The sequence below is a fragment of the Crocosphaera watsonii WH 8501 genome, from assembly GCF_000167195.1.
In the GTDB taxonomy this organism is placed as follows: Bacteria; Cyanobacteriota; Cyanobacteriia; order Cyanobacteriales; family Microcystaceae; genus Crocosphaera; species Crocosphaera watsonii.
Genome location: NZ_AADV02000043.1, coordinates 1 through 24,007, shown reverse-complemented (window position 1 = coordinate 24,007; position 24,007 = coordinate 1). Strand labels below are relative to the sequence as shown.

Annotated in this window: 18 protein-coding genes and 7 pseudogenes; 10 read left to right on the top strand and 15 right to left on the bottom strand. The window is 36.8% G+C overall.

Features of this window, described 5'->3' with window-relative positions; translation table 11 throughout:
* Positions 1-769 (top strand): annotated as a pseudogene (locus tag CWATDRAFT_RS17700) (IS5-like element ISCwa2 family transposase); the annotation flags it as partial.
* Here the strand turns inward: CWATDRAFT_RS17700 and CWATDRAFT_RS17695 are convergent.
* Positions 729-2,567: a S8 family peptidase gene (locus tag CWATDRAFT_RS17695; protein WP_007306309.1), complete on the bottom strand. Its 1,839-nt coding sequence runs from the start codon at positions 2,565-2,567 to the stop codon at positions 729-731. The pseudogene CWATDRAFT_RS17700 and the gene CWATDRAFT_RS17695 overlap by 41 nt on opposite strands.
* 28 nt (positions 2,568-2,595) lie before the next feature.
* A pseudogene (locus CWATDRAFT_RS34020) lies at positions 2,596-2,712 on the bottom strand (zinc ribbon domain-containing protein); the annotation flags it as partial.
* A gap of 164 nt (positions 2,713-2,876) precedes the next feature.
* On the opposite strand from CWATDRAFT_RS34020, the gene CWATDRAFT_RS17690 reads away from it, so the two are divergent.
* Both CWATDRAFT_RS17690 and CWATDRAFT_RS17685 read left to right on the top strand, forming a co-directional pair.
* On the top strand, positions 2,877-3,191 hold the full coding sequence (locus CWATDRAFT_RS17690) for a DUF3067 family protein (protein WP_007306311.1): 315 nt from the start codon (positions 2,877-2,879) through the stop codon (positions 3,189-3,191).
* A 113-nt stretch (positions 3,192-3,304) separates the two neighbouring features.
* On the top strand, positions 3,305-4,114 hold the full coding sequence (locus CWATDRAFT_RS17685) for an LmeA family phospholipid-binding protein (protein WP_007306312.1): 810 nt from the start codon (positions 3,305-3,307) through the stop codon (positions 4,112-4,114).
* Between the two features lie 78 nt (positions 4,115-4,192).
* Here the strand turns inward: CWATDRAFT_RS17685 and CWATDRAFT_RS17680 are convergent, their stop codons facing one another.
* From CWATDRAFT_RS17680 to CWATDRAFT_RS17670, 3 genes and pseudogenes are all read right to left on the bottom strand, one after another.
* Positions 4,193-4,714: a hypothetical protein gene (locus CWATDRAFT_RS17680; RefSeq protein ID WP_042711779.1), complete on the bottom strand. Its 522-nt coding sequence runs from the start codon at positions 4,712-4,714 to the stop codon at positions 4,193-4,195.
* Positions 4,711-5,352 (bottom strand): transposase, encoded by a 642-nt coding sequence (locus CWATDRAFT_RS17675; protein ID WP_007303151.1) that lies wholly within the window; start codon positions 5,350-5,352, stop codon positions 4,711-4,713. Before CWATDRAFT_RS17675 ends, CWATDRAFT_RS17680 begins: the two co-directional genes overlap by 4 nt.
* A gap of 64 nt (positions 5,353-5,416) precedes the next feature.
* Positions 5,417-5,998: pseudogene (locus tag CWATDRAFT_RS17670) on the bottom strand (helix-turn-helix domain-containing protein).
* 73 nt (positions 5,999-6,071) lie between these two features.
* On the opposite strand from CWATDRAFT_RS17670, the pseudogene CWATDRAFT_RS40020 reads away from it, so the two are divergent.
* Together CWATDRAFT_RS40020 and CWATDRAFT_RS41400 are read left to right on the top strand one after the other, a co-directional pair.
* Positions 6,072-6,416: pseudogene (locus CWATDRAFT_RS40020) on the top strand (choice-of-anchor W domain-containing protein); the annotation flags it as partial.
* Positions 6,405-6,530, top strand: a complete 126-nt coding sequence (locus CWATDRAFT_RS41400) for a PEP-CTERM sorting domain-containing protein (RefSeq protein ID WP_326997424.1) — start codon at positions 6,405-6,407, stop codon at positions 6,528-6,530. The pseudogene CWATDRAFT_RS40020 and the gene CWATDRAFT_RS41400, both read left to right, overlap by 12 nt.
* A gap of 55 nt (positions 6,531-6,585) precedes the next feature.
* Here CWATDRAFT_RS41400 and uvrC read toward each other — a convergent pair whose 3' ends face one another.
* Positions 6,586-8,421, bottom strand: a complete 1,836-nt coding sequence (gene uvrC / locus CWATDRAFT_RS17660; protein ID WP_007306305.1) for an excinuclease ABC subunit UvrC — start codon at positions 8,419-8,421, stop codon at positions 6,586-6,588.
* Positions 8,422-8,635: 214 nt separating this feature from the next.
* Between uvrC and CWATDRAFT_RS17655 the strand changes: the two genes are divergently transcribed.
* Positions 8,636-10,261 (top strand): hypothetical protein, encoded by a 1,626-nt coding sequence (locus CWATDRAFT_RS17655; RefSeq protein WP_007306314.1) that lies wholly within the window; start codon positions 8,636-8,638, stop codon positions 10,259-10,261.
* Positions 10,262-10,528: 267 nt separating this feature from the next.
* Here CWATDRAFT_RS17655 and CWATDRAFT_RS17650 read toward each other — a convergent pair whose 3' ends face one another.
* The 6 genes and pseudogenes from CWATDRAFT_RS17650 to CWATDRAFT_RS38655 all read right to left on the bottom strand — a co-directional run bounded on the left by CWATDRAFT_RS17650 (position 10,529) and on the right by CWATDRAFT_RS38655 (position 15,332).
* Complete coding sequence (locus tag CWATDRAFT_RS17650; protein ID WP_042711777.1) at positions 10,529-10,846, bottom strand: hypothetical protein; 318 nt, start codon at positions 10,844-10,846, stop codon at positions 10,529-10,531.
* 3 nt (positions 10,847-10,849) lie between these two features.
* Positions 10,850-12,376: pseudogene (locus CWATDRAFT_RS36000) on the bottom strand (IS5-like element ISCwa2 family transposase).
* A gap of 121 nt (positions 12,377-12,497) precedes the next feature.
* Positions 12,498-13,070 carry a hypothetical protein gene (locus tag CWATDRAFT_RS17635; RefSeq protein WP_007306301.1) on the bottom strand — a complete coding sequence of 191 codons (573 nt, stop codon included), beginning with the start codon at positions 13,068-13,070 and terminating at the stop codon, positions 12,498-12,500.
* 562 nt (positions 13,071-13,632) lie between these two features.
* Positions 13,633-13,761, bottom strand: coding sequence for a PEP-CTERM sorting domain-containing protein (locus CWATDRAFT_RS37350; protein WP_007311498.1), 129 nt, complete (start codon positions 13,759-13,761; stop codon positions 13,633-13,635).
* Between the two features lie 175 nt (positions 13,762-13,936).
* A complete protein-coding gene (locus tag CWATDRAFT_RS17630) occupies positions 13,937-14,896 on the bottom strand; it encodes a lysylphosphatidylglycerol synthase domain-containing protein (protein ID WP_007306300.1) in 960 nt (319 codons plus the stop codon).
* A 196-nt stretch (positions 14,897-15,092) separates the two neighbouring features.
* Positions 15,093-15,332, bottom strand: coding sequence for a hypothetical protein (locus CWATDRAFT_RS38655; protein ID WP_042711775.1), 240 nt, complete (start codon positions 15,330-15,332; stop codon positions 15,093-15,095).
* Between the two features lie 337 nt (positions 15,333-15,669).
* On the opposite strand from CWATDRAFT_RS38655, the gene CWATDRAFT_RS17620 reads away from it, so the two are divergent.
* Both CWATDRAFT_RS17620 and CWATDRAFT_RS17615 read left to right on the top strand, forming a co-directional pair.
* Entirely contained in the window at positions 15,670-16,692 is a 1,023-nt protein-coding gene (locus CWATDRAFT_RS17620) for a long-chain acyl-[acyl-carrier-protein] reductase (protein ID WP_007306315.1), read from the top strand.
* Positions 16,693-16,965: 273 nt separating this feature from the next.
* Positions 16,966-17,934: a J domain-containing protein gene (locus CWATDRAFT_RS17615; protein WP_232287133.1), complete on the top strand. Its 969-nt coding sequence runs from the start codon at positions 16,966-16,968 to the stop codon at positions 17,932-17,934.
* A gap of 119 nt (positions 17,935-18,053) precedes the next feature.
* On the opposite strand, the gene CWATDRAFT_RS17610 is transcribed toward CWATDRAFT_RS17615, so the two are convergent.
* Positions 18,054-19,082, bottom strand: coding sequence for an IS701 family transposase (locus CWATDRAFT_RS17610; RefSeq protein ID WP_071905614.1), 1,029 nt, complete (start codon positions 19,080-19,082; stop codon positions 18,054-18,056).
* A gap of 142 nt (positions 19,083-19,224) precedes the next feature.
* Positions 19,225-20,538 (bottom strand): annotated as a pseudogene (locus CWATDRAFT_RS35990) (transposase); the annotation flags it as partial.
* 264 nt (positions 20,539-20,802) lie between these two features.
* On the opposite strand from CWATDRAFT_RS35990, the gene CWATDRAFT_RS17600 reads away from it, so the two are divergent.
* The gene (locus CWATDRAFT_RS17600) at positions 20,803-22,287 is read left to right on the top strand and encodes an IS1380-like element ISCwa5 family transposase (RefSeq protein WP_007306317.1); all 1,485 of its coding nucleotides are present in this window, start codon (positions 20,803-20,805) and stop codon (positions 22,285-22,287) included.
* A gap of 128 nt (positions 22,288-22,415) precedes the next feature.
* The gene (locus tag CWATDRAFT_RS17595; protein WP_007306318.1) at positions 22,416-22,829 is read left to right on the top strand and encodes an HAD hydrolase family protein; all 414 of its coding nucleotides are present in this window, start codon (positions 22,416-22,418) and stop codon (positions 22,827-22,829) included.
* 17 nt (positions 22,830-22,846) lie between these two features.
* On the opposite strand, the pseudogene CWATDRAFT_RS17590 reads toward CWATDRAFT_RS17595, so the two are convergent.
* Positions 22,847-23,605: pseudogene (locus CWATDRAFT_RS17590) on the bottom strand (transposase); the annotation flags it as partial.
* Between the last annotated feature and the right edge of the window lie 402 nt (positions 23,606-24,007).

Sequence of the window (24,007 nt, the reverse complement as noted above, 5' to 3'; positions counted from 1 at the left end):
AATCAGCTGGGGCTCCCTGGAAAATCTGAGTAAAAGACAGAAAAATTGTCTAGAGACTATCAAAAAAGTTTATGAACAACAACAGTCAATGTGGGAGAATAAGACCCAGAGTGTTCCTCAAAGAATTGTAAGTTTAACTCAACCGCATATTCGTCCAATAGTGAGGGGAAAAGCAGGAAAACCAATAGAGTTTGGAGCTAAACTCTCAGTAAGCTGTGTAGATAACTATGTGTTTCTAGACAAAATAAGTTGGGAAAACTTCAATGAATCTTGTCATTTAAAAGAACAAGTAGAAAAGTATAAAGAAACGTTTGGCTATTATCCCGAATCCGTCCATGTAGATAAAATTTATCGAACTAGGGAAAACAGAAATTGGTGTAAGGAAAGAGGGATAAGAATCAGTGGTCCGAAGTTAGGAAGACCTCCGAAAAATGTCAGTGAAGAAGAAAAGAAACAAGCCCACTCCGATGAATGCTTCCGTAATGCTATTGAGGGAAAGTTTGGACAAGCTAAACGAAGATTTAGCCTAAATCTCGTGATGACAAAACTCCCTGAAACCTCCATTACATCTATTGCTATTACATTTTTAGTTGTCAATCTTTCTAAACTTCTGAGGCAGTTTTTGTCGCTTTTTTTGTCCTTATTTACTAATAATGGAACAGGGGAACTCGTCAAACCGCCTTTCATTAATTTTGATTATACTTTAAACAATTTTTATGTACTAAAACTTATTGATTTGTCAGAAAATTCTTGGTCAAAAGTGGCATAAATTTTGGAGAAACTTTTTCAGCAAACCCTATGTAAGTCTCTCCCGTTAAGGTTCCTGTCCCCTCAATAGCCAAGAAACCGATGTTCTCTGTGGTATGAACGGTTTCGTCATCGAGACTGGTATCTTCCTCAATCTTGATTTCAACTGTGTCATTACTTAGATTCTGATAGAGCAATCCGGCAGAGTCTGGACCATCATAACTAGCAATATTTCCGAACAATTGAGGCAGGTTGTTAAAGGTATTACCAAAGTCAATTGTATGCCAGTTATCGGTGACTTGCTCCCCCGTATTACCTGCCACAAAAGCGTTGCCATCCCACTCACCTGTCCCTGAAGAGATAGCCATCCAAGCAATGGTTTCACTGCCACGAGTATTGTTAAGATTAAGTTCTTGCTCTTCTAAGGCAACCTCAAATCCATTTTTGCTAATATTATTCTGACGAGTTCGCACAAAACTAGGATCGTTATAGGTTTGTACTTGGGTTAAGACTATAGGAGTATTGGCAAAATCATGGTTAAAGGTAATACTTTCCCAACCGGATTTAGTGGTAGCATCGGTAGTGGTAGTACCCACTTCGATGATAGTGCCGTCAGACAGTTCCCAAATGCCTTTCTCAAGGGCTAAGAAACTTAAGCTTTCGTTAATATGAGTGCCATCAAGGTTCTCTGGTTCTTGAAGTTTCAGTGAAAACTCACCGCCTTGAATATCGGTAATTCTAGGGATGGAGGGATCACCATTATTAAAGGATAGAGTGTGAGCAAAGATAACTGGGTCGGTGAAAGTATGATCAAGAAGAGTGGTTTGATTGTTATGGTTTAAATCTGAGATTCGACCGACTTGAGCAATGACTCCACTAAAAGGAGGTTGAGGAGGTTTTGAGGGAGCCATAGCGAGGATAGCATTCCCTAAGTTGTCGATGTTTAATACTTTTCCTTGGTAGTCGTCCTCGTATTTAGTCGGAGCGAGAAGATCATCCCCTTGTGCGAGTAAAGTCTTAATTTCATCAAAAGTTAATCTTCTGCCTAACTCTTGTTCAGCCAATTGTTGTGCTACGGCGATCGCTCCACTCACCACAGGAGCAGCCATACTTGTTCCTGATTTAACCGTTGTTCCACCATTTTGATTGGCGGCTCGAATACCTTGTCCGTCGGCAAAGACATCGGTTAAATCGGGATGATGCTGAGAAAAAGAAGAGATTTTTCTATTAGTGTAATCATCTATGGAAGAAACAGCTAAAGAGTAAGGGTTGGCTGCTGGATAGGATACACCAAATTTTCCAGTATTACCGGCCGCAGAAACGGGAATAACATTCGCCGCAGCTAATTGTTGTAATTCATCTCCAATAATCCCAAAATTGGTGGGGTTTACATGGTTGCCTCCAGTGCTGAGGGACATATTGACACTGGCAATATTGTATTCTTGATAATTGGCAAGCACCCACTGTAAAGCTTGTTCTATATCCAAAAAATTCCCTGAATTGTTACTATCAAAAATTTTCAGGACAATAATATCAGCACCAGGAGCTATTCCTGGATAATTCGGATCACTTGAAGCAGCAATACTGGCTACATGACTCCCGTGACCGTTAGTATCACTAGCATCATCATCATCATTGTTTTCGGGATTGCCGTTATATGGTTTTGAAGCAAAATCAGACTGGGTAGCAATGCGATCTGAAATTCCATCATTGTTTTGATCTGGTCCAAAAAAAGGATGATCTAAGTCAATTCCTGTGTCTAAAATCACAATAGATTGACCAGAGCCATCGATCACTTGTCCATTTTTAGAAAAAACCATAGTTGTAATTCTCTCCTGAATATTTTAAATCGACTATGTGACCACAATTACCACAGCGTTTACTGCTAGGAAAATAGCGGTCAATTTTAACTAATTCTTTGCCGTACCATTCACATTTATACTCTAGTTGTCGATTAAATTCACCCCTTTGTATCCGACAGCATAACCCCTAAGTTGCTTAAATGTAAATAATAATTGCTAAATAGTTTAATTGTTTGACATTTACAGACTAATGTACTTGTGAATGCAAGATAAGCTTTTTGTTATAACCAATGAGAGAAAGTTCAACATTGAAGAGAGAAAACCAGTATGACCGGACAAGACTTACACGAAATTTTGTACAGTAAATGGGGCAGATCCTACGATATACAGTTAAGAAAGTTTAAAGGAAGGATTTTCTGTCAAGTTATGTGGAAATATCTTGAACAGGCTTCTTTTCCTATGACTGAACAGCAATATTTTGAACATTTGAATGCGATCGCCAATTATTTGACAGCTTGGGGTAGTCAAGAACAAATTATTAACTATTTAGAAACCACAAAAGAAAGTCCCCGTCTAGGGAAAGCAGTGAGTATTCCCTTAGACTTAGGGGACAAAAGTTCCGAGTGGATTTTAGACGAGTGATTGGGGATCTTCCCAAATTTGCTTTTTTACCCTTATTGATTGTTAAAAAATTGTGGATAATTCCAATAATTTTGTGTTACCTTCAAGAAAAATGAATCGAATTAGCTGTTTTTATGGAAGTTTTGACTATTTTTTTGTCGGGTTTAATCACCATCATTTCTCCTTTAGGAGTCGTGGTTGATAGTGTGGTTGCTGGGCAGTTACGTTCCCAAGTCAAAAGTGTCGAAGCATTAGCTGTTAGGGTTGATAATACCCCCAGTTATCAAACCGTAGCCGGAAAAGTTGATCGCATCCGCATCGCTAGTCGTGGAGTAGAAATTATTGATGATTTAAGGATAGATACCCTGGAAGTAGAAACCGATCCTCTTGATATAAATATTAATAAAATACAAAATTTAAGCGGTCTGGAAAGCATTCAATCTTCTTTAAATAAACCTTTTCAAGGAGGTATTCGCCTAGTTATCAAGGAAAATGATCTCAATTTTGCTCTAGAATCTGATAGCATTAGAAAACAATTACAAGCACTGCTTGATACGATTCTACCTCCAGAAGCACCAAGTTTTAATATCATAAAATTAAAGATCAATTTTATGGAGAAAAATCGCCTAGCTTTAGAAATAGAATTAGAACAAAATGGAGAAGAAGGGGAAGCCCCTACCCAATTAGCGATCGCCGCAGAAGTGGGGTTTGAAATAGAACAAGGAAAAAAAATTAAATTAACGGATCTCAGTGCAATTATTAATGACAGAAAGCTTTCCCCAAGATTTGCCAACATATTACTAGCAGGGATTAGTGATCAATTAAGTCTAGATATTTTTGCTGAGCAAGGATTTTTAGTTAGGGTTTTACAGGTGGATATGAACGAGGAAAGTCTAAACATTGCTGCTTTTTTTAGTCTTGCCCCAGTCAAAGAGGATGAATAATTTAGGATAAAGCAGGTGAGCGGGGCAAAATGATGATAAAAAAAGATTAATATTATAAAGATAAATGAGATTTAATAATTAGACAAAGACAAAGTCATTACTGTTTAAATCCAAGTTATTGCTATTTTTAACAATGGCTACTAACTCATCTTTCATCCCAGCAACTTCTAAAAAGATTCCTTGATCGTTACTATCATAAGGGGAAACACCGACGGAGTAATCACCCACTGCTCCGTATAGTTGAATAAGGTCTTGGGAGGAACTAAAACCAGAGATTTCCAGATAATCTTGTTGTCCGTAGCTATCATAAAATGATTTTTGCGCATCTCCCACAATAAAAGTGTCGTTATTAACGGTTCCTGCTTGGTTCACCACTAAACCAGTTAAAGCATCAGTATTCTCAGACCCTTCTAAGGTACCTGTTGCTTCTATGGCCAATAAACCGATTTCCTCTGTGGTATGATCGACTTCGGAATCCTTGCTGGTGTCTTCGTCAATCTTGATTTCAACAGACCCACTGCTGAGATTTTTTGCTCGTAATCCAGCGGAATCTGGACCATCATAACTAGTGCAGCTTAGCAAAAATAATCCACCAGTCACTTATGATCTTTAAAGCCCTTAAATTTCCAAACGAACGGCTTAGCAAAATGTTGATTAAAGTAATCAATAAAATTGAGAATTTTTTGGGATAGTTCTTCAGTTGAACGGACAGTAATTCTTTTGAGTAAACGCCTGACTAAGATCGAAAACCAACACTCAATTTGATTAAGCCACGATGTATGTTTGGGAATATAAACAAAGCGAATTCGATGAGATTCATCTGATAAAAAATCTGCTCTGCTGTCCATAGATTGCAAAATCCCCTCCTTTCCTTTTCTCCCCAAATCAATAGTAATTCCACAGCTTTCTGCTACTAATTTGACTAAGCTTTCCGATTTATGAGTGTTGAGTTGATCTACAATAAAAATCCATTCTGCTTTTTCATCAATCTTAATCGTTCTCTGGATATGTTCAGAAAAATCTTGTTCTGTTCTTGTCGGTCCAATAGAGGGACTAACAACTTTTCCTCTTGCCACATCCCAGTTCGCAATCAAGCTTAAAGTTCCGTGTCTTTCATATTCAAATTCGATTTTTTCTACTTGTTTAGGCTTGATTCTTTTGTTCGGAAATAATCTCTCAAGAGCTTGAATCCCTGTCATTTCATCTGTACTAATTAAATGAATTCCTTGTTCTAACAAAGTTTTAGCTTCTTGATGAAGTTCACAGATATATTTGACTTGCTTTTTAAATTTTAAGGGATCATCAATTTTGGCATTTAACCAGTAACGAACGAGATGTGGTTGTAATGTCGCTTCTTTTTAAAAAACGCCCCACACTACGGGGGGAAATCTTTTCGACAATTCCTCTTTTTATGGCTTCATCCGCCAACTCTGAAGGTGTCCAATGGCTCACTGGTCTGTCTGATTTTTCACATTCTTCACAAGCGATCGCTACAATCTGGACTACTTGTTCGACCGTAAAGGATTTTGTTGTTCCAGGTCTTGGGCGATCGCTTAAAATTCCTTTGATCAAGACCATTAATGCTTTCTCCGTTACCTGTTGTTCTTCGGCGGCACTCAGTTTTTCTCTCTCCTCAAACCATCGCGATCACCACTGACGCACTTGTACTCGGTCTAATTCTAATCTTCGACTAATCGAACTATTGCTCTCTCCTGATGCTGCGGCTAAGATTAGCTTGGCTCGTCTAACAAGGCGATAGGGGTTTGTTGTCCCTCTCACTATTTGTTGGAGTACTGTTTTCTGTAGGTTGGAGAGGTTAATTGGCAATGCTTTTATCATGGACATCAACTTCGAGATTCTTCCGTTAGTTTCATTGAAACACATTGTCGTGGCTAGTCACGAAAGTTTCTGTAAAAATCTGGTGGATTACTTTCGCTAAGCTGCACTAGTACCTTTTACCATTCAATATCAAGCTGCCTCTGGTGGAACTCTAACCTATACATTGGGTGGACAAGTCATCAGTTCAACAAATGTAACCGAAGCTTCTCGCTTTCCTAATAGACTTGATACTTTATATTTTAGAACTCGCTCCAATAATGAAGGAGATAGTGTTGAGTTGAGTGATCTGACAATTTTGGATGACAAAGGAAGTGTCAGCTATGGTGGTTCTGTGGGTTCAAGTGATGGTGATACTGTTAACTACCTGCTCATTAGTGATATTGAGGGAGATTTTACTTTAACAGGGAATGCAAATTTATCATGGATAGGTTCACCTCCCAATAACTCAAGACTGGCGTTTCAAGTCAAAGGTGGTGCAACTATTCCTGAACCTCTAACAATACTCGGAAGTGCCACTGCTTTAGGGTTTGGTACATTCTTCAAGAGAAAACTATCCAAAAAACAACGGAAAAGCTAGTTTTTACTAATGTCGAGGGACCCCAAGCTTAGAATTTGGGGTTTCTCATTCAAGCCTAATTAGGGTGAAAATAATTATATATTTCTGTTGCTAATGCTTGACCAATTCCCGATACTTCTTGTAATTTCTCAAGAGAAGCCTCCCGAATATAATCGATAGAATGAAAATGGGCAAGAAGTTGCTTTTGTCTATTAAAACCTAACCCTGGAATGTCGTCTAAACGGGAATGACGGCTTTTTTTTAACCGTTGTTGACGATGAAAAGTTACGGCAAATCTATGTGCCTCATCTCGCACTCTTCTTAATAACTGAACCCCTGGTTGTTCCGGGTGAGTAGCCAAGGGTTTAGACTCTCCTGGTAAGAAAATTTCTTCTCTTTTTTTAGCCAAACTAATCACTTTTAAGCCAGGGAAAAGATTCATTGTTTCTAAAATATTTATTACCGAAGAAAGTTGACCTTTTCCCCCATCGATCATAATTAAATTTGGATAATCATCTAACCCCAGTAACTCCGTTTCAGATTTATTTTTATAAGAACGAAAACGACGACCTAATACTTCTGCTAAACTGGCAAAATCATCGGAATGACCGATAGTAATATCGGGATTTTTTATTTTATAATGACGATAGGATTGTTTAGCCGGAACCCCATCAATAAAAACTACTTGGGAAGCAACAGCATTTGACCCTTGAATATGGGAAATATCGTATCCTTCAATGCGATGGGGAATAGTCTGTAAATCTAATAATTTTGCTAAATCTTCTAATGCCAATAAATTTTGTTGAGCATGACGTTTAGTTTTTTCTAGTTCATATCCTGCGTTGCGTTCTACTAAACGAATTAACTCTGCTTTTTGTTTCTTTTGAGGAACAATAATATTGACTTTTTTGCCTTTTTGTGAGCCTAGCCAATCAGCTAAAATATCCGTTTCGGGGAGTGGGTACTGTACTAAAATTTCACTGGGTATTTCCACAGGATTAACTTGTAGATAATGTTCCTCTAATACCCGTTGTAAAATACCTTCTGGGGTTCCCGAAACCGTATCAGCAAAAAAGCCTAACCTTCCCACCAAACGGCCTGCACGAATTTGGAATAATTGAATACAGGTGTAAGTATTATCAGCAGCTAGAGCAATGGCATCCCGTGAAATGGTATCATCTGGCAAAGTAACTTTTTGATCAATTCCTAACCCTTGAATGGCTTTAATTTGATCCCGAACTTGAGCAGCTTTCTCAAAATTTAACTGACTAGCTGCTAACTCCATTTGTGCCGATAGTTTTTGTAATAATTCCTCAGTTCTTCCTTGAAAAATCATGGCAATTTTTTCCACAATTTTATGATAGTCTTCAGTAGAAATTAACCCTTGACAGACCCCAGGACAACGACCAATATCATAGTTTAAACAAGGACGGTCTTTAAATAAAGGTTGGGGGCGTTGACGGAGGGGAAAAACCCGTTTAACCAACCGTAAGGTTTGCCGTAGTAAATGAGTATCGACATAAGGACCGTAATAGCGATCGCGTTGATGATTTAAACGTCGTTTGCGAGTGATGAAAATTCGGGGATAATTTTCAGACCAGGTAATACAAACATAAGGATATTTTTTGTCATCTTTGAGTAAAACATTAAAATAAGGTTGATGCCGCTTAATTAGATTAGCTTCCAAGGCCAAAGCCTCAGCCTCAGTATCCGTGACAATGAACTCGATGTTAGCCACCTGTTGCACCATCAAAGTGATGCGAGGACTATGGTTTTGGCAAGGCTGAAAATAAGAACGAACCCGCGATCGCAACCGTTTAGACTTACCAATGTAGAGAATATCTCCTTGATGATCTCGCATTAAATAGACCCCAGGTTCATTGGGAAGCGGTTTGATCTGCTCCTCTAACATTTCGGAAAGTGGTGACAACAACAAAAATCCTCCTAACCCGTCTATTGTCCATGTTAAGCAGAAATTAAGCTCCCTCGCAAAAATATAGTTTATGTGGCGAAATCTGAATAGCTTTACAAATGCTCAGAACAGAGCATCCCAAAAAGTTCTCATAACTTTTTTGGCAAACTAAATTGATATCCTGACCATACCTTATAAAAAAACCTATAGAAAAATGTCAACTCTCATCTCATCTTTAAAACTAGCCGTAACCAGCGCTGTCTTCGGTTTGACAGTTTTCAACATTAAACCAGTGGCAGCGCAAACCTTCTTTCAGTCAACGATAACTGCTGGTGCAGATAACTATTCTGATACCACTGGGAGTGGTGACACCAACGGATTCTCAAATTTCATTCAAGTGGGCAGTACATACGATCCAAGCTATCCTAATGATCCGCCCATTCTGCCACCCAGTCTGCCACTAATTATCGAAGAAGCCAGTTTTATTAATTGGAACTTGACCGATATTATTAATGATATCAATGGCATTAGGACGGATCTTGGTGATCCTGGTATTATTCTGGGCAATGTTGATGCTTTTGTGACCTTGACCCACACCAAAACTGATCCGGACAATCCTAACGACAATAATCCCCCACAATTCGGTCAAAATGGACGATTTTTGCCAGATTTACCGAGAATAGATAATATCAATGCCTATCAAGTTGTAAATTCTCAATCTTGGAGTGAAGGTCAAGCTATTGATACAAATAGCCGGCCCCAACGTAACAACTTAATTCTTTTTAATGGGAACATTCAAGCTAATAGCGATGAAGCACAAGATAACCTTGAGAATAATTACGGAGGGATTGGTCTTAATCAGGTGATTGCAGAGATTTTGAATAATAATCTTGATAGTGATCCAGTCAATGATGACCCCAATTTATCTATTACCTTGGAAGCAACTGAAATTTTGGAATTCACTCCTATTGGTTTTCATGGTCTTGAGAGTTTCTTCTCCCAAAACGGCATGGATGAGTCTGTTAAGCCGCAACTTACTGTGAGATATGAGCTATTGCAGGAGGGGAATAAAGTTCAGGGGGGTCCCAACTTCAAGGCTCAAACACGAGGTGGAGGTACGGTGGCCTCGGATTGGGAACTCGCAGTATTTAGCGGACAAAATCAGGAGCAAAAACAAGAAGAGTGGGTATGGACAAATAATGAGGAAGTAGACTTCGAGTTAGCTTGTGATCCCAATAATGGCAACGTAACTCTAACTTTGAGCAAAAGTGAAGGCAATAATCAAAGAACGTCAACAACCCCTAATTTTACGAATATTCCCTGTGAGAAAATTGACGGATTAAAGATTTTTGCCACGGCTCGTACCAATGGAGCCAAGATGGAGTACATGATCAATGAGTACACAACTATCAGTAACAACGTGATCAATATCTCTGATTTATCTGTGTTAGCTGAAGAACAAGGTTCTAAGTTTGTTGATGATTTGTTTCCTTTTCCAGGATTTGTAGACACACAACTGGGAACTAGAAACGTTAAAGGAACTGTAAGAATGTCCTGGGGGCCTGGAGGAGATCCTCACGGTAAAAATGATCAAGGTGACGACAATCCTTCCAGCGACAATCAGACTTTTCTGATTCCTTTAACCAAAATTTTCAACCTCAACCCTCCACCAGAAGGATCTCTTCCAGAGTTCAATAAACCAACCTCTGAAGAGATCCGAGAGCAAAGACGTGAGGAATTAGGATTGTCACCATCTGTTCCTGAGCCTAATTCCATAGTCGCTTTGGTCTTGTTTGTAACAACAGGGGGTGGATTAAAATTACTTGGCAGAAAAAGATAAAATTGTTGTCCCGTAGTTATGGTGATCAGAAAAATTTATCGAAAATAGTTGGGTCTAAAACCCCGCCTTTTAAGGCGCATAGTTTTTGAAGCGGAGCATAAATCTCTGTTTCAAAAACAACTTCTGTACGATAGTGCCGGAACGTAGTGAGGAACTTCTGACTTCTGACTTCTGACTTCGTTAAACCTCGTAGGGTGGGTGAGCGCAGGGTTGGTTTTAATGAAAACAAAATAAGTTTTGCCTTGTGCCTTGACCCACCATTTTAGGTCAATTTTTTTTACCCTTCGTTAATAAAATAGAAACCCCAGTTAAAATTACGGCGATCGCACTAGAAGATTCAGGTACTCCAGGGGGGTTAGGGGGATCTGGGGGAGTGATAGTCTCACTGCCTTGAAATTCAAATAGAGCATATATCCGGGGGATGGTTAGCTCCAGATCAGGAGTTGTATTTCGTTCCCAGGTATTATTAGTCTCGTTTGAGCTACGTAGATAAGAAAGATTGGGATCATTATCAAAACCTGTGGGAATCAGATACTCATTCTGTGCCGGATAATTAACTAGGGTTTGCTGAAAAAGTTTCTCCAAAATTTATGCCACTTTTGACCAAGAATTTTCTGACAAATCAATAAGTTTCAGTACACAAAAATTGTTTAAAGTATAATCAAAATTAATGAAAGGCAGTTTAATGAGTTCCCCTGTTCTATTATTAGTAAATAAGGACAAAAAAAGCGACAAAAACTGCCTCAGAAGTTTAGAAAGATTGACAACTAAAAATGTAATAGCAATAGATGTAATGGAGGTTTCAGGGAGTTTTGTCATCACGAGATTTAGGCTAAATCTTCGTTTAGCTTGTCCAAACTTTCCCTCAATAGCATTACGGAAGCATTCATCGGAGTGGGCTTGTTTCTTTTCTTCTTCACTGACATTTTTCGGAGGTCTTCCTAACTTCGGACCACTGATTCTTATCCCTCTTTCCTTACACCAATTTCTGTTTTCCCTAGTTCGATAAATTTTATCTACATGGACGGATTCGGGATAATAGCCAAACGTTTCTTTATACTTTTCTACTTGTTCTTTTAAATGACAAGATTCATTGAAGTTTTCCAAACTTATTTTGTCTAGAAACACATAGTTATCTACACAGCTTACTGAGAGTTTAGCTCCAAACTCTATTGGTTTTCCTGCTTTTCCCCTCACTATTGGACGAATATGCGGTTGAGTTAAACTTACAATTCTTTGAGGAACACTCTGGGTCTTATTCTCCCACATTGACTGTTGTTGTTCATAAACTTTTTTGATAGTCTCTAGACAATTTTTCTGTCTTTTACTCAGATTTTCCAGGGAAGCCCCAGCTTGAATTAAGTCTTCTATATTTCCTAAATTTTTCTTAAGGTATTTTAACTGTTTCCCGATAGCTTTTCTTCTTTCTTGATAAGATACTTTTCGTTTTTTAGCTACTTTTAAGTATTCCTTTCTAGCAATTTTTCTAGAAGTTCTCGGCTTTTTTCTCAATTTTACTCTTAATGGTTTATAAAGATCATCTATTATTCTTTCTGTCTCAATTCTGGCTTGATTTAATATGCCTAAATCCGTTGGGTATTTGATGTCTGCTGGCGCACAAGTCGCATCTAAAATTAGTTTACCTTTATTTTTTATTTTTTCTCCTTTTTATTGGAGACAATCCTTTTTTTTTACTTCTTTATCACTCTTGTCTATTTCTCTTTTTACTATTTTTTTATTGATTTTGTTTATCAATTCTCCATCAATTCTTTTCCTAAAATGAACTAGCATTGAAGATTCCAGTGGTGGCTCTTGTTGATAACAATTTAAACCTATAAAGTATTGTAGATAGGGATTTTCTCTAATCTTTTCTATAGTTTCTCTATCACTTGTTCCTAATTTTTCCTTAATAATTAATGTCCCTAATGCCATTCTAAATAGTTTGGCTGGCGCACCTTTTTCTGCTGAAAAAAGTTTAGCATATTCTTCCTCAAAATCATCCCAAGGTATCAACTCTGCCATGATTACCCAACGATTATTGGGGGACAATTTGCCCTCGAAAGGTAATTCAAATTTTTCTGGGGGCGGTAAAGGTTGCTCCTCTTTTCGATACATTTGTTCTTGACCAACAACTGGGAGGTGTTTCTACCAATTATAGCGGTTTGTAGCCGACAAAGCTGATCTTTTTTGCGATCGCGAATATGGGTGTAACCTTTTAAAGAATAGGGTTTTGCTTTTATTCAGCAAACCCTATATTAGGGGGAGTTGGGGGAAATGGAGGGAAAGTTATCTGTGGTACTCGAGGGGCCGCAATGTTCGCAATAGGATTACCTGATTGGTTATTAATTGCTGAATCGATTGCTGTCTGGGCTAACTCAGCTTTTGTTGTATTTTCCCAGAAACATAGCCGATTCACTGGAGCTATGAACATTGGGGTGTCTGGATCTTGTTCAACACAACCAGCATTGTTAGTGGCACCAGGTCCAAAAATGCTGTTAAAGCTGCCAAACAGAAAATCAATATTATAGGTTTCAAGAACTTTGTTTTGAGTCAGTTGGTTATCAGGTGTAGAACAAATAATAGGATCACTAATACAAATTACAAGGCTCTCAATACTGACATTAAGCTCATTAATAACGTTATTAAGATCACCAGGAACCTGTATACTTGCAACATTATTTAGTCTAGTGTTATAAGAAGGAGTTTCACCAGGACTCCCAAAGTTAACTGTAACTGCCTCAGCAGAAGAAACCACAGCAAAACTAAAGGGTATTGCAACCCAAGGAATCATTTGTTTAACTTTTAACATAATTTTGAGTTAATAATTCACCAATACTCACCCTTCTCTTATAACATTACCTTTCAAAATGCTATCTTAGATAGCTGATTTTTTTATATTTAAATCTAGCAAGAAACAAAATTGAAACTATTAGTAATTATTAGATAATATTCTATATTAAAGTTGTTTTTTTGTAGTTATCTTCAATATAAATCAACAATATAATATTCAACTTTAACTCTTTTAATAAAAACAATAAAAAATTTAGATTATATCTACTTATCTAATTAATTAGTTACTTCTGTTAAAGTAAGGAAATAAATTGTTACAAAATAGTATTCGTGTTCTATCCAGATAGCACTACCCATTATGGTGTTTTACGTTTTTCTCCTCTCTGTTGCCTGTTCCCCGTTCCCTGTTCCCTTTCAAAAAAGTTTATGTGTCCTAACTATTTTTTGTAGTGCTATATTTTCGATGAAAAACAACCCCCTATATTCCCGATTATGCGAATATAGGGGGGTTGGGTGTTTGATCAGTTAGAAAAATTCTTGATTTACCAGTTTATTTTTGTAGAGGATAAACCTAATGGAGTCTAATTTTTTTTACCCTTCGTTAATAAAACAGAAACACCAGTTAAGATTACGGCGATCGCACTAGAAGGTTCAGGTACTGCGGCGGGGAGAATAGTCTCACTGCCCTGAAATTCAAATAGAGCAGACATCTCAATATAAAGACGTAGTAAAATTACTAAACTGACTCTATATAAGTATCAAGAAATAACCTCAATGGAATTACTTATAAATACTTAAACTATTAATTACTATGATGATAAGTATGTTGATTTTACTTAGTAAGTAAACCATATTTATAGTCATAGAATAATTACTAATTAATGATTATTGATTGTTAATCACTGACTGTTTCTTGTGAAAAAAATGATTCCATTCATATTTACCTAAGAGTAAAGAAGCCACAGTTAAAGGCATAAAATAATAAATGCCACGATAAATCAATAAGGTTCCGAGTAAATCCTCTGAAGCAATAAAGGGAGCTAATAATAATATCATCACTGTTTCAAAAACCCCCAAACCTCCCGGAATATTACTGGCTAGTCCGGCAACTTGTGCTAACATATAAATTCCGAAAAAGGCAGAATAAGATATTGCAACAGAATGATGTAAAAGGGTATAAAAAACCGCCGCAGCTAAACACCAATCTAGAGCAGAAACAATCAATTGACCGGCTGCTAATTTAAAAGGAAGATGGGGAATAATCCACTCACCAATAATTAAAGGCTTTTGACGAATAACCGTAAGAAATAAATAGGCTAGAATAACAACTAAAAAAATAATTCCGATGGGACGCACCGAAAGAAAAGGAAAATCTATTAATTGGGGAATTGCTAAAGGCTCTTTCAGGAAAATTATACTACCGACTACAAATAAACCTAAACAAAATGAGAAATTACAAAAAGCAGAGATTTGGGCAATTTTGACCACAGAAAATCCCCAAGTAGAATAGAAACGATAACGAATCATACAACTACTTAAAACCGCAAATCCCACACTATTACTAATCCCAGAACAAATAATACCAACTAAGGCTTTTTTCTTGTAAGGAAGGGACTGACGAATATAAGCTAATCCTAAACATTCATATCCTGTCATGATTAAATAGTTGACTGCCATCAAGGCGATCGCCAAAATAATATGACTAGGGGGTATCTGGGATAAACTGCCCCAAAAATTTTCAGCTTGATAATGCTGTAAGTTGTGTTGTATCGTCCACAAGGATAAAGCAAATAGCCCAAGACTGACACAAGGGGGAAACCAACGTAAAATACTATTCTTAGCCATAGATAAAACCTAAAAAGACTTCAAAAAATTGATGTGATACCCTAAAAAGCTAGATCAGAATTTTCGATACCTTCCTTAAGTTCAGTATTTTTTTAGATTTCAAACCAGCAATGTTTATAAATCTCACCCATATCATAAAGGCTATCTGCTGCTACATAAAACTGATACAACGCGACATAATATGACACATTGAGGTTTACTTCCTGCTTCGTCCAGAACCGTCGGCGGCAACGGACTTCAATACGCGCCCACAGGTGGCGCGTCCAGTCCTCCTCTGTCCACAAGCTAACACGGTAGCGTTATCTAAATCAACAAAGGCATATTGATAAACTCTTGAAGATAATTGTGATTGCCAAATATAATGTGGTTTGACATAATTAGTGTAGAATTTTTTAAGTTTATTAGCTGTAGGTTTTAATCCCTCTTTATAGGTCACACTCCAAGCTTTTAGCCCCCAATTAAAAACCTAACGGCTATAACCCGCGTGTTTAGCCATGATGGTTTTTTGTCGATTATTGAGTTTTAGCTTAGTTTTAAAACCTAGTAGCATCTCTTAAAAAATTCCCAATGGTTCAATTATATCAGACTCAAGGTAAAGAGGAACAATCGTCCTCATTGTATCTACTTGTGAGGTTTTGTTCTATAAATCAGGGACTAGGGGAATGCTCTCGAAACCTGATCAATAAGCAAAGATTACGGTACTATTGTTAAGAGTCTTAACTTTTTCCTATAATATAGTCTCTTTTCCGCCTAATTATCATATAGAATAATCTATGTTTGGTTTAATTGGTCATCTTACAAGTTTAGAACATGCCCACTCCGTTGCTGATGCCTTTGGCTATGGCCCGTACGCCACTCAGGGACTTGATTTGTGGTGTTCTGCTCCACCCCAATTCGTCGAGCAGTTTCATGTTACCAGCATCACAGGACAAACCATCGAAGGGAAGTATATAGAATCCGCTTTTTTACCAGAAATGCTGATGAAGCGACGGATTAAAGCAGCAATTCGCAAAATATTAAATGCAATGGCCTTTGCGCAGAAAAATGACCTTAATATCACAGCATTGGGGGGCTTTTCTTCGATTATTTTTGAAGAATTCAACCTCAAAGGTAATAGACAGGTTCGCAACGTCTCCTTAGAGTTCGATCGCTTCACCACTGGTAATACCCACACCGCTTATATAATTGCCCGTCAAGTAGAACAGGCATCGGCTAAACTAGGTATCGACCTATCCCGGGCCACTGTTGCGGTTTGTGGAGCCACTGGAGACATTGGTAGTGCGGTTTGTCGTTGGTTAGATAGAAAAACCGATACCCAGGAACTACTCTTAATTGCTCGCAATCAAGAACGATTACAACGACTCCAAGACGAGTTGGGACGGGGTAAAATCATGGGATTAGAAGAAGCTTTGCCCGAAGCAGATGTTATCGTTTGGGTAGCAAGTATGCCCAAAGGAGTAGAAATTAATCCTGAAACCCTCAAAAAACCCTGTTTAATTGTTGATGGTGGTTATCCCAAGAATTTAGACACAAAAATTAAACATCCTGATGTCCATATTCTCAAAGGAGGAGTTGTAGAACATTCTCTAGATATTGACTGGAAGATTATGGAAACTGTCAATATGGACGTTCCTTCTCGTCAAATGTTTGCTTGTTTTGCTGAAGCCATTTTATTAGAGTTTGAACAATGGCACACTAATTTCTCTTGGGGAAGAAATCAAATTACAGTCACTAAGATGGAACAAATAGGAGGGGCATCTGTTAAACATGGGTTACAACCATTATTGAGTTGGTAACTGTGGAAATCAGGTTTCAGTTGTGAGACAATCAGGAGCAGAGTATAGCAGAAGTCAGAAGTTAGAAGTTAGACTACCTTTGTATCTAGGTTTAAGGAAAAGTGACTGTCCTCAACTATGCTTCGACTTCTGTAAAACATAGTTTCCAAGCCCTAGAATGACTTATTATTAGGGACATAATGCTATTATTTTCTGATATATTCTCGCTCCTTATATGTCATTACTGATTGCTTATAGATCATTAAGTTTTTTTGGGGTTGAATTATGGGTGTGATGGCTTTTATTAGTGATTTTTTGTCTGATTTATTAATTTGTGGGGCGACGTTGCTCGCAGTTTCTTTGATACTATCCACAGCAAAACGTCACAAGTCTTCTCCTCCCATTTTAAGGGGTCAACATAAACCGATCGCGTGTTTATTGGAGGATATTCCCCGAAATTATCTCAAAGGCCAATTTTACCCCTTAGCAACCCCTTTACTCACTCCCTTAACCTGTTTATTAGAAGATAGCCCTCAAACCTCTCTCAAGGGACAATTTTACCCCTTAGCAACCCCTTTACTCACCCCCTTAACCTGTGTTTTAGAAGATAGCCCTCAAACCTCTCTGAAAGGTCAATTTTACCCCTTAGCAAGCCCCTTAGCCTCTGTTTGGGAAATGGGTTGGTTTTCTTTTTATCGTCAACGTTTAGGACAACCAGGGTTTAATTATTGGGAATGGGTAGATTATCCTTTCTCTCAGGAATTTTCTCCCGAATTATCCAACTTATTGCAGTTACCAGAACCACCAAACCCAGTCAAAATGGTGTTAGAATCCTTGGCAGAAGAATACCATACCTTTTGGCAATGGGATAAACTTTGTGCCTTTAGAGAATGGCATCAACAAAGTGCAGATATTTTAGGGTTAACTCAACTCAAAAAAATTTATTATAGTTGTTATGGAATGCCTTGGGAAAAAGTTAAATTAATACTTTGGGATAGTTTGTTAGTGGTTGACCCCATTTGGCTTGATCCTGCTTCATCTTGGTGGAAAGTGTTAGGAATTACCGCATTTTCCCCTGCCAATAAAGTCGAACAAGCTTATAAAAAATTATTGCGATCGTGGCATCCCGATCGCACCCAACATCCTTTAGCCCATCAAATTACTGCCCGTATTAATACCGCTTACGAAGAATATCAACTAAGTCGTCAACGAAATGCTGAAAGGTTTGAATCTGTAGGAAAATGGTTTAATTCCCTTCGATGAACCTATGATAACGTTGAAAATAATTGCCTACCACAAAAATGTTTCTTGATAACAATCCATAGTTCCCTCGGAATCACAATCAAAATTATTAGAAGTTTCGCATTGACAGAAAATAAAAATTATGCTGTCAAAGAATTAGTGGGAGATAATTGTTCTAAAATAAACTCCCGTGCCACTTTTAAAGAAAGCTCTCTTTGGAGAGAATACCAAGACTCTATAGTTGCTTTAATTCTCATCAGTTCCAATTGACAAAATGCTCTTAAAGAACAGAAAATATGAGTAACAATAGCTTTTTTCGTTCTTACTTGAAACTTAGATAATCCACACAATTGTTTTAAAGCTCTATGATAGCATTCTATTCCCCAATGAATAGTTTGTAACTCTCTAAAATCATCGCGCTTCCAATCCATAAGTTTAGATTCATCATATAGAAAAGTAGCATAATAACGACAACTTCCGTGTTTAAAAGTCCTCTTAAATATTTTTACTTTTCCGAATTTTTTGATAATTACTATCAATCCATTATTAGGAATTTCCAACTCCTCTACTCTTTGATATTTACCTCCTTCTACTTTTACTTGTCTATTTTTGGCTATTCCTACTTGAAAATTCAGTTCTTTGTCTCTAAAAAATCTTAAATTCTCTTTAGAAGAATACCAACATTCTGTCGTTATAGTAGAAGGTTTTACCCCCCACTTGATTACTTCTACGATCATCTCTCTTAAGTAATCATTTTTTGTTTTATTATCTAGAGGATCATAAAGGCGATAATTAATAGGCATTGATTTTCCATCATAGTCAGTATAATACAAAGTAATTAAGTTAATTCCTTTGATGGCTTTTTGATGTTTTCCTGACCAATAATAGTTGATTAAATGAGCTTTTCCTACTTGAGAGTAGTGTTTTTCAATAACGGTATCATCCCCACTTAACACTCCTCCAATCAAATTAAGGTTTCCTTGAACTTCTCTAAATAAATCTATTGGTTCATATTGCTCTCTTAGTAAGAATCTATTGGTGCTATGACGAGAAATTTCTAAAATCTCAGCTAAACGGCAGCAACCTGTGTATTTTGGCTCTGAGAGCAAGAAGTATGTATATTGATCTAGATTACATTGGGCTGTTGATGGTTTACTCCGAAGTCTTATGATTTTTCTCCTTCATTAGCGATCACCTGAAAACATCATCTGCATATTTACGCTCTTTTGTCAATGCGAAACTCCTAATTGTTACCCCGGCATCAACTCATTATGATTTAATTAGGGTTTGCTGAAAAAGTTTCTCCAAAATTTATGCCACTTTTGACCAAGAATTTTCTGACAAATCAATAAGTTTTAGTACACAAAAATTGTTTAAAGTATAATCAAAATTAATGAAAGGCGGTTTGATGAGTTCCCCTGTTCTATTATTAGTAAATAAGGACAAAAAAAGCGACAAAAACTGCCTCAGAAGTTTAGAAAGATTGACAACTAAAAATGTAATAGCAATAGATGTAATGGAGGTTTCAGGGAGTTTTGTCATCACGAGATTTAGGCTAAATCTTCGTTTAGCTTGTCCAAACTTTCCCTCAATAGCATTACGGAAGCATTCATCGGAGTGGGCTTGTTTCTTTTCTTCTTCACTGACATTTTTCGGAGGTCTTCCTAACTTCGGACCACTGATTCTTATCCCTCTTTCCTTACACCAATTTCTGTTTTCCCTAGTTCGATAAATTTTATCTACATGGACGGATTCGGGATAATAGCCAAACGTTTCTTTATACTTTTCTACTTGTTCTTTAAAATGACAAGATTCATTGAAGTTTTCCTGCTTTTCCCCTCACTATTGGACGAATATGCGGTTGAGTTAAACTTACAATTCTTTGAGGAACACTCTGGGTCTTATTCTCCCACATTGACTGTTGTTGTTCATAAACTTTTTGATAGTCTCTAGACAATTTTTCTGTCTTTTACTCAGATTTTCCAGGGAAGCCCCAGCTTGAATTAAGTCTTCTATATTTCCTAAATTTTTCTTAAGGTATTTTAACTGTTTCCCGATAGCTTTTCTTCTTTCTTGATAAGATACTTTTCGTTTTTTAGCTACTTTTAAGTATTCCTTTCTAGCAATTTTTCTAGAAGTTCTCGGCTTTTTTCTCAATTTTACTCTTAATGGTTTATAAAGATTATCTATTATTCTTTCTGTCTCAATTCTGGCTTGATTTAATATGCCTAAATCCGTTGGGTATTTGATGTCTGCTGGCGCACAAGTCGCATTTAAAATTAGTTTACCTTTATTTTTTATTTTTTCTCCTTTTTCTTGGAGAAAATCCTTTTTTTTTACTTCTTTATCACTCTTATCTATTTCTCTTTTTACTATTTTTTTATTGATTTTGTTTATCAATTCTCCATCAATTCTTTTCCTAAAATGAACTAGTATTGAAGATTCCAGTGGTGGCTCTTGTTGATAACAATTTAAACCTATAAAGTATTGTAGATAGGGATTTTCTCTAATCTGTTCTATAGTTTCTCTATCACTTGTTCCTAATTTTTCCTTAATAATTAATGTCCCTAATGCCATTCTAAATAGTTTGGCTGGCGCACCTTTTTCTGCTGAAAAAAGTTTACCCGAATTTCTCACAAAATCTGCGATCGCCAAACACAGAAGCCTTACAGGAAGTGGGTTTGAACAGAGCGATCGCAGATTTCCCCAACCAACAGTCTGTTGTCAGATTTTAAGTTAAAATCAACCCGAATTAGACAAAGATGAAAAGATAAATCAATCACTCATTTTTCCAAAAAAATTATTAATAAAATCTCTAATAGTACTAGATTGTTAGAATAAAATATGCTATAATTTAATTATTAAAGCAATTTACCTTAAACTGATTTAATGAGTCCCAGTCATCCCCGAAACCCTCGTCAAGTAATCAACTTTAGTAAACAGAAAGGAAAAGAAATAATCGCTAATTTTGATGGGGGACTAATCACTTCAGATGCGGGGATTGTCTGGATAGCTGAGTTGGATAAAAAACTGGGAATTACCGAGAAGTTTGGTAACTGTTTTCAAGATCATCGTCATCAATCTTATGTAGATCATTCCGTTCATGAGTTATTAGCACAAAGGCTTTATGGAATTATTTTAGGCTATGAAGATGTCAATGACCATGATAAATTACGTCACGATCCTGCCCTTAAGATCGCTTTAGAAAAGCTTAATGAACTTGAAGATAAAAAGGGATGGTTAGCTGGAAAAAGTACAATTAATAGATTGGAATATTGTCCTGAGACTATTCTCGACCAAAAAACGAGTCGTTATCATAAAATAGAACCCAACTTTGAAGCCATTGAAAAATCTTTTGTCGAATTTTTTTTAGAGTCTTATAAAAAACCTCCCTTAAGTATTATATTAGATATGGATGTCACGGATGACCAAGTACATGGTAATCAAGAAGGGGCATTTTTTAATAGTTATTATCACGGAGTATGTTATGCTCCTTTATATATTTTCTGTGGGCATCATTTATTAGTTGCTAAACTTCGTTCATCTAATGTAGATCCAGCCGATGGAGCCTTAGACGAATTACAAAGAATTATCGGACTAATTAGAGAAAAATGGTCAGAGACTCATATCCTAGTTAGGGGTGATAGTGCCTATGCCCGTGAAGAAATCTTCTATTTTTGTGAAAATCAGCCTTTAGTTGATTATGTTATAGCTATGGGAACAAATGGCGTTCTTAAGTTACGAGCGGATGATGTAATTGAAAAAGCCAAACATGAATATGAAAAAAAACTAGCTCCAATAACTGAATTAATGGATAGTTTATTTCAGAAAAAAGAAGATTTAGAAGAAGTTAAAAAATTAGTACCAATTTCTACTTGGTATCGCTCTATTCGTTATCAAACAGAAAAGTCATGGAGTTGTCAAAGGAGAGTAGTGACAAAAGTTTGTTATGGAAGTGATGGCTTAAAAATGCGCCATGTGGTGACATCTTTGCCCGCTTCAAAAATTCCACCCTCAAAACTTTATACAAAAAAATACTGTCCGAGAGGCGAGATGGAAAATCGGATTAAAGAACAACAATTAGACTTGTTAGCTGATAGAACTTCAACTCAAACATTTCAAAGTAATCAACTAAGATTATGGATACATTCCTGGGCTTATGTTCTCATAAATGCTTTTCGTCAACACTGTTTAAAAAAAACTTCATTGGCTAAAGCAACTGTGGGAAGAATACGTCTAAATCTTCTTAAGTTGGGAGCCAGAATAAAGATTAGTTGTAGAAGAATTATTATCGCTATAGCTAGTGCTTGTCCTTATCAAGATATTTTGTCTATTGCTAACAAAAGAATTAAAACTATTCCTAATACTGGATAAGTAGAATAAGTTGTTTTTTAAAAAAGATATCTATCATAAGTTGTTGACTGACTGATACTTTCATTTAGTCTTATTTATCGTGGAGAAAATCAAAAGTTAATATAATTATTCCCTCTTAAACTCAATTTTTGGATAATCAAAGTCAATTTTTTTATTCATCTATATTCAAAATTTCTATTAGTCCTAAAAATTATCATTTTTCATCTCTGGATTGGGCTTTCAAATTAATTTGTGAGAAATCCGGGTTTACATATAGTCATATTCAAGGACATCTTAAACCCCTTAACCAAAATAAAGCTAATGGACTAACAACTCTCAAAGAAACTTATTTTCCAGAGTTATCTTACTCAGAAATCATGACAGTTGGGGATAGTCCTAATGATGAAAGTTTATTTGACAAAAACTTGTTTCCTATGAACGTTGGGGTAGCGAATATAGCTAAGTATCTAGACAGACTCGAACATCAACCTGGCTACATAACGAATTTATCAGAAAGCGATGGTTTTTGTGAATTAGTTCAACTAATAATTAGGGTTTGCTGAAAAAGTTTCTCCAAAATTTATGCCACTTTTGACCAAGAATTTTCTGACAAATCAATAAGTTTTAGTACATAAAAATTGTTTAAAGTATAATCAAAATTAATGAAAGGCGGTTTGATGAGTTCCCCTGTTCTATTATTAGTAAATAAGGACAAAAAAAGCGACAAAAACTGCCTCAGAAGTTTAGAAAGATTGACAACTAAAAATGTAATAGCAATAGATGTAATGGAGGTTTCAGGGAGTTTTGTCATCACGAGATTTATGCTAAATCTTCGTTTAGCTTGTCCAAACTTTCCCTCAATAGCATTACGGAAGCATTCATCGGAGTGGGCTTGTTTCTTTTCTTCTTCACTGACATTTTTCGGAGGTCTTCCTAACTTCGGACCACTGATTCTTATCCCTCTTTCCTTACACCAATTTCTGTTTTCCCTAGTTCGATAAATTTTATCTACATGGACGGATTCGGGATAATAGCCAAACGTTTCTTTATACTTTTCTACTTGTTCTTTAAAATGACAAGATTCATTGAAGTTTTCCCAACTTATTTTGTCTAGAAACACATAGTTATCTACACAGCTTACTGAGAGTTTAGCTCCAAACTCTATTGGTTTTCCTGCTTTTCCCCTCACTATTGGACGAATATGCCGTTGAGTTAAACTTACAATTCTTTGAGGAACACTCTGGGTCTTATTCTTCCAAATTGACTGGTGGTGGTCCTTAACTTTTTTGAAAGTCTCTAGACCATTTTTCTGGCCTTTACTCCGATTTCCCAGGAAGGCCCAAGTTGGATTAATCCTCCATATTTCTAAATTTTCCTAACGGAATCTACTGGTTCCCGGAAGGCTTTCTCCTTCTGGATAGAAACCTTCGGGAATTAGACACTTAAGTTATCCTTGCAAGCATTTCCTCTAAGGTTCCGAGTTGCCCAATTCCCCTAAGGCGTTAAGGATACTATAACTCCGGCCAATCTGGTGATTAATTCCTAACCGCGGAGAGAATTGTTGGCCAATTGTTAAAATATTACTTATTAAATTCCCTTTTTGGAAACCTTTTACCTTAGCCGGGATCCGGAAATCAGAGCGGAAATCCAAATTCCAAAGCATAAACGGGGCCTGGAAAACAAGGAAAGACCCTAACTAGGCGGCAAACCCCAAAGGCCTAAAAACCCCAATGGAATAGGA

Bases quoted from the DNA above. Each gene is read 5' to 3' on its own strand.
- CWATDRAFT_RS17695 (WP_007306309.1), bottom strand. From the start codon at position 2,567: ATGGTTTTTTCTAAAAATGGACAAGTGATCGATGGCTCTGGTCAATCT.
- CWATDRAFT_RS17690 (WP_007306311.1), top strand. From the start codon at position 2,877: ATGACCGGACAAGACTTACACGAAATTTTGTACAGTAAATGGGGCAGA.
- CWATDRAFT_RS17685 (WP_007306312.1), top strand. From the start codon at position 3,305: ATGGAAGTTTTGACTATTTTTTTGTCGGGTTTAATCACCATCATTTCT.
- uvrC (WP_007306305.1), bottom strand. From the start codon at position 8,421: ATGTTAGAGGAGCAGATCAAACCGCTTCCCAATGAACCTGGGGTCTAT.
- CWATDRAFT_RS17655 (WP_007306314.1), top strand. From the start codon at position 8,636: ATGTCAACTCTCATCTCATCTTTAAAACTAGCCGTAACCAGCGCTGTC.
- CWATDRAFT_RS17635 (WP_007306301.1), bottom strand. From the start codon at position 13,070: ATGTTAAAAGTTAAACAAATGATTCCTTGGGTTGCAATACCCTTTAGT.
- CWATDRAFT_RS37350 (WP_007311498.1), bottom strand. From the start codon at position 13,761: ATGTCTGCTCTATTTGAATTTCAGGGCAGTGAGACTATTCTCCCCGCC.
- CWATDRAFT_RS17630 (WP_007306300.1), bottom strand. From the start codon at position 14,896: ATGGCTAAGAATAGTATTTTACGTTGGTTTCCCCCTTGTGTCAGTCTT.
- CWATDRAFT_RS17620 (WP_007306315.1), top strand. From the start codon at position 15,670: ATGTTTGGTTTAATTGGTCATCTTACAAGTTTAGAACATGCCCACTCC.
- CWATDRAFT_RS17615 (WP_232287133.1), top strand. From the start codon at position 16,966: ATGGCTTTTATTAGTGATTTTTTGTCTGATTTATTAATTTGTGGGGCG.
- CWATDRAFT_RS17600 (WP_007306317.1), top strand. From the start codon at position 20,803: ATGAGTCCCAGTCATCCCCGAAACCCTCGTCAAGTAATCAACTTTAGT.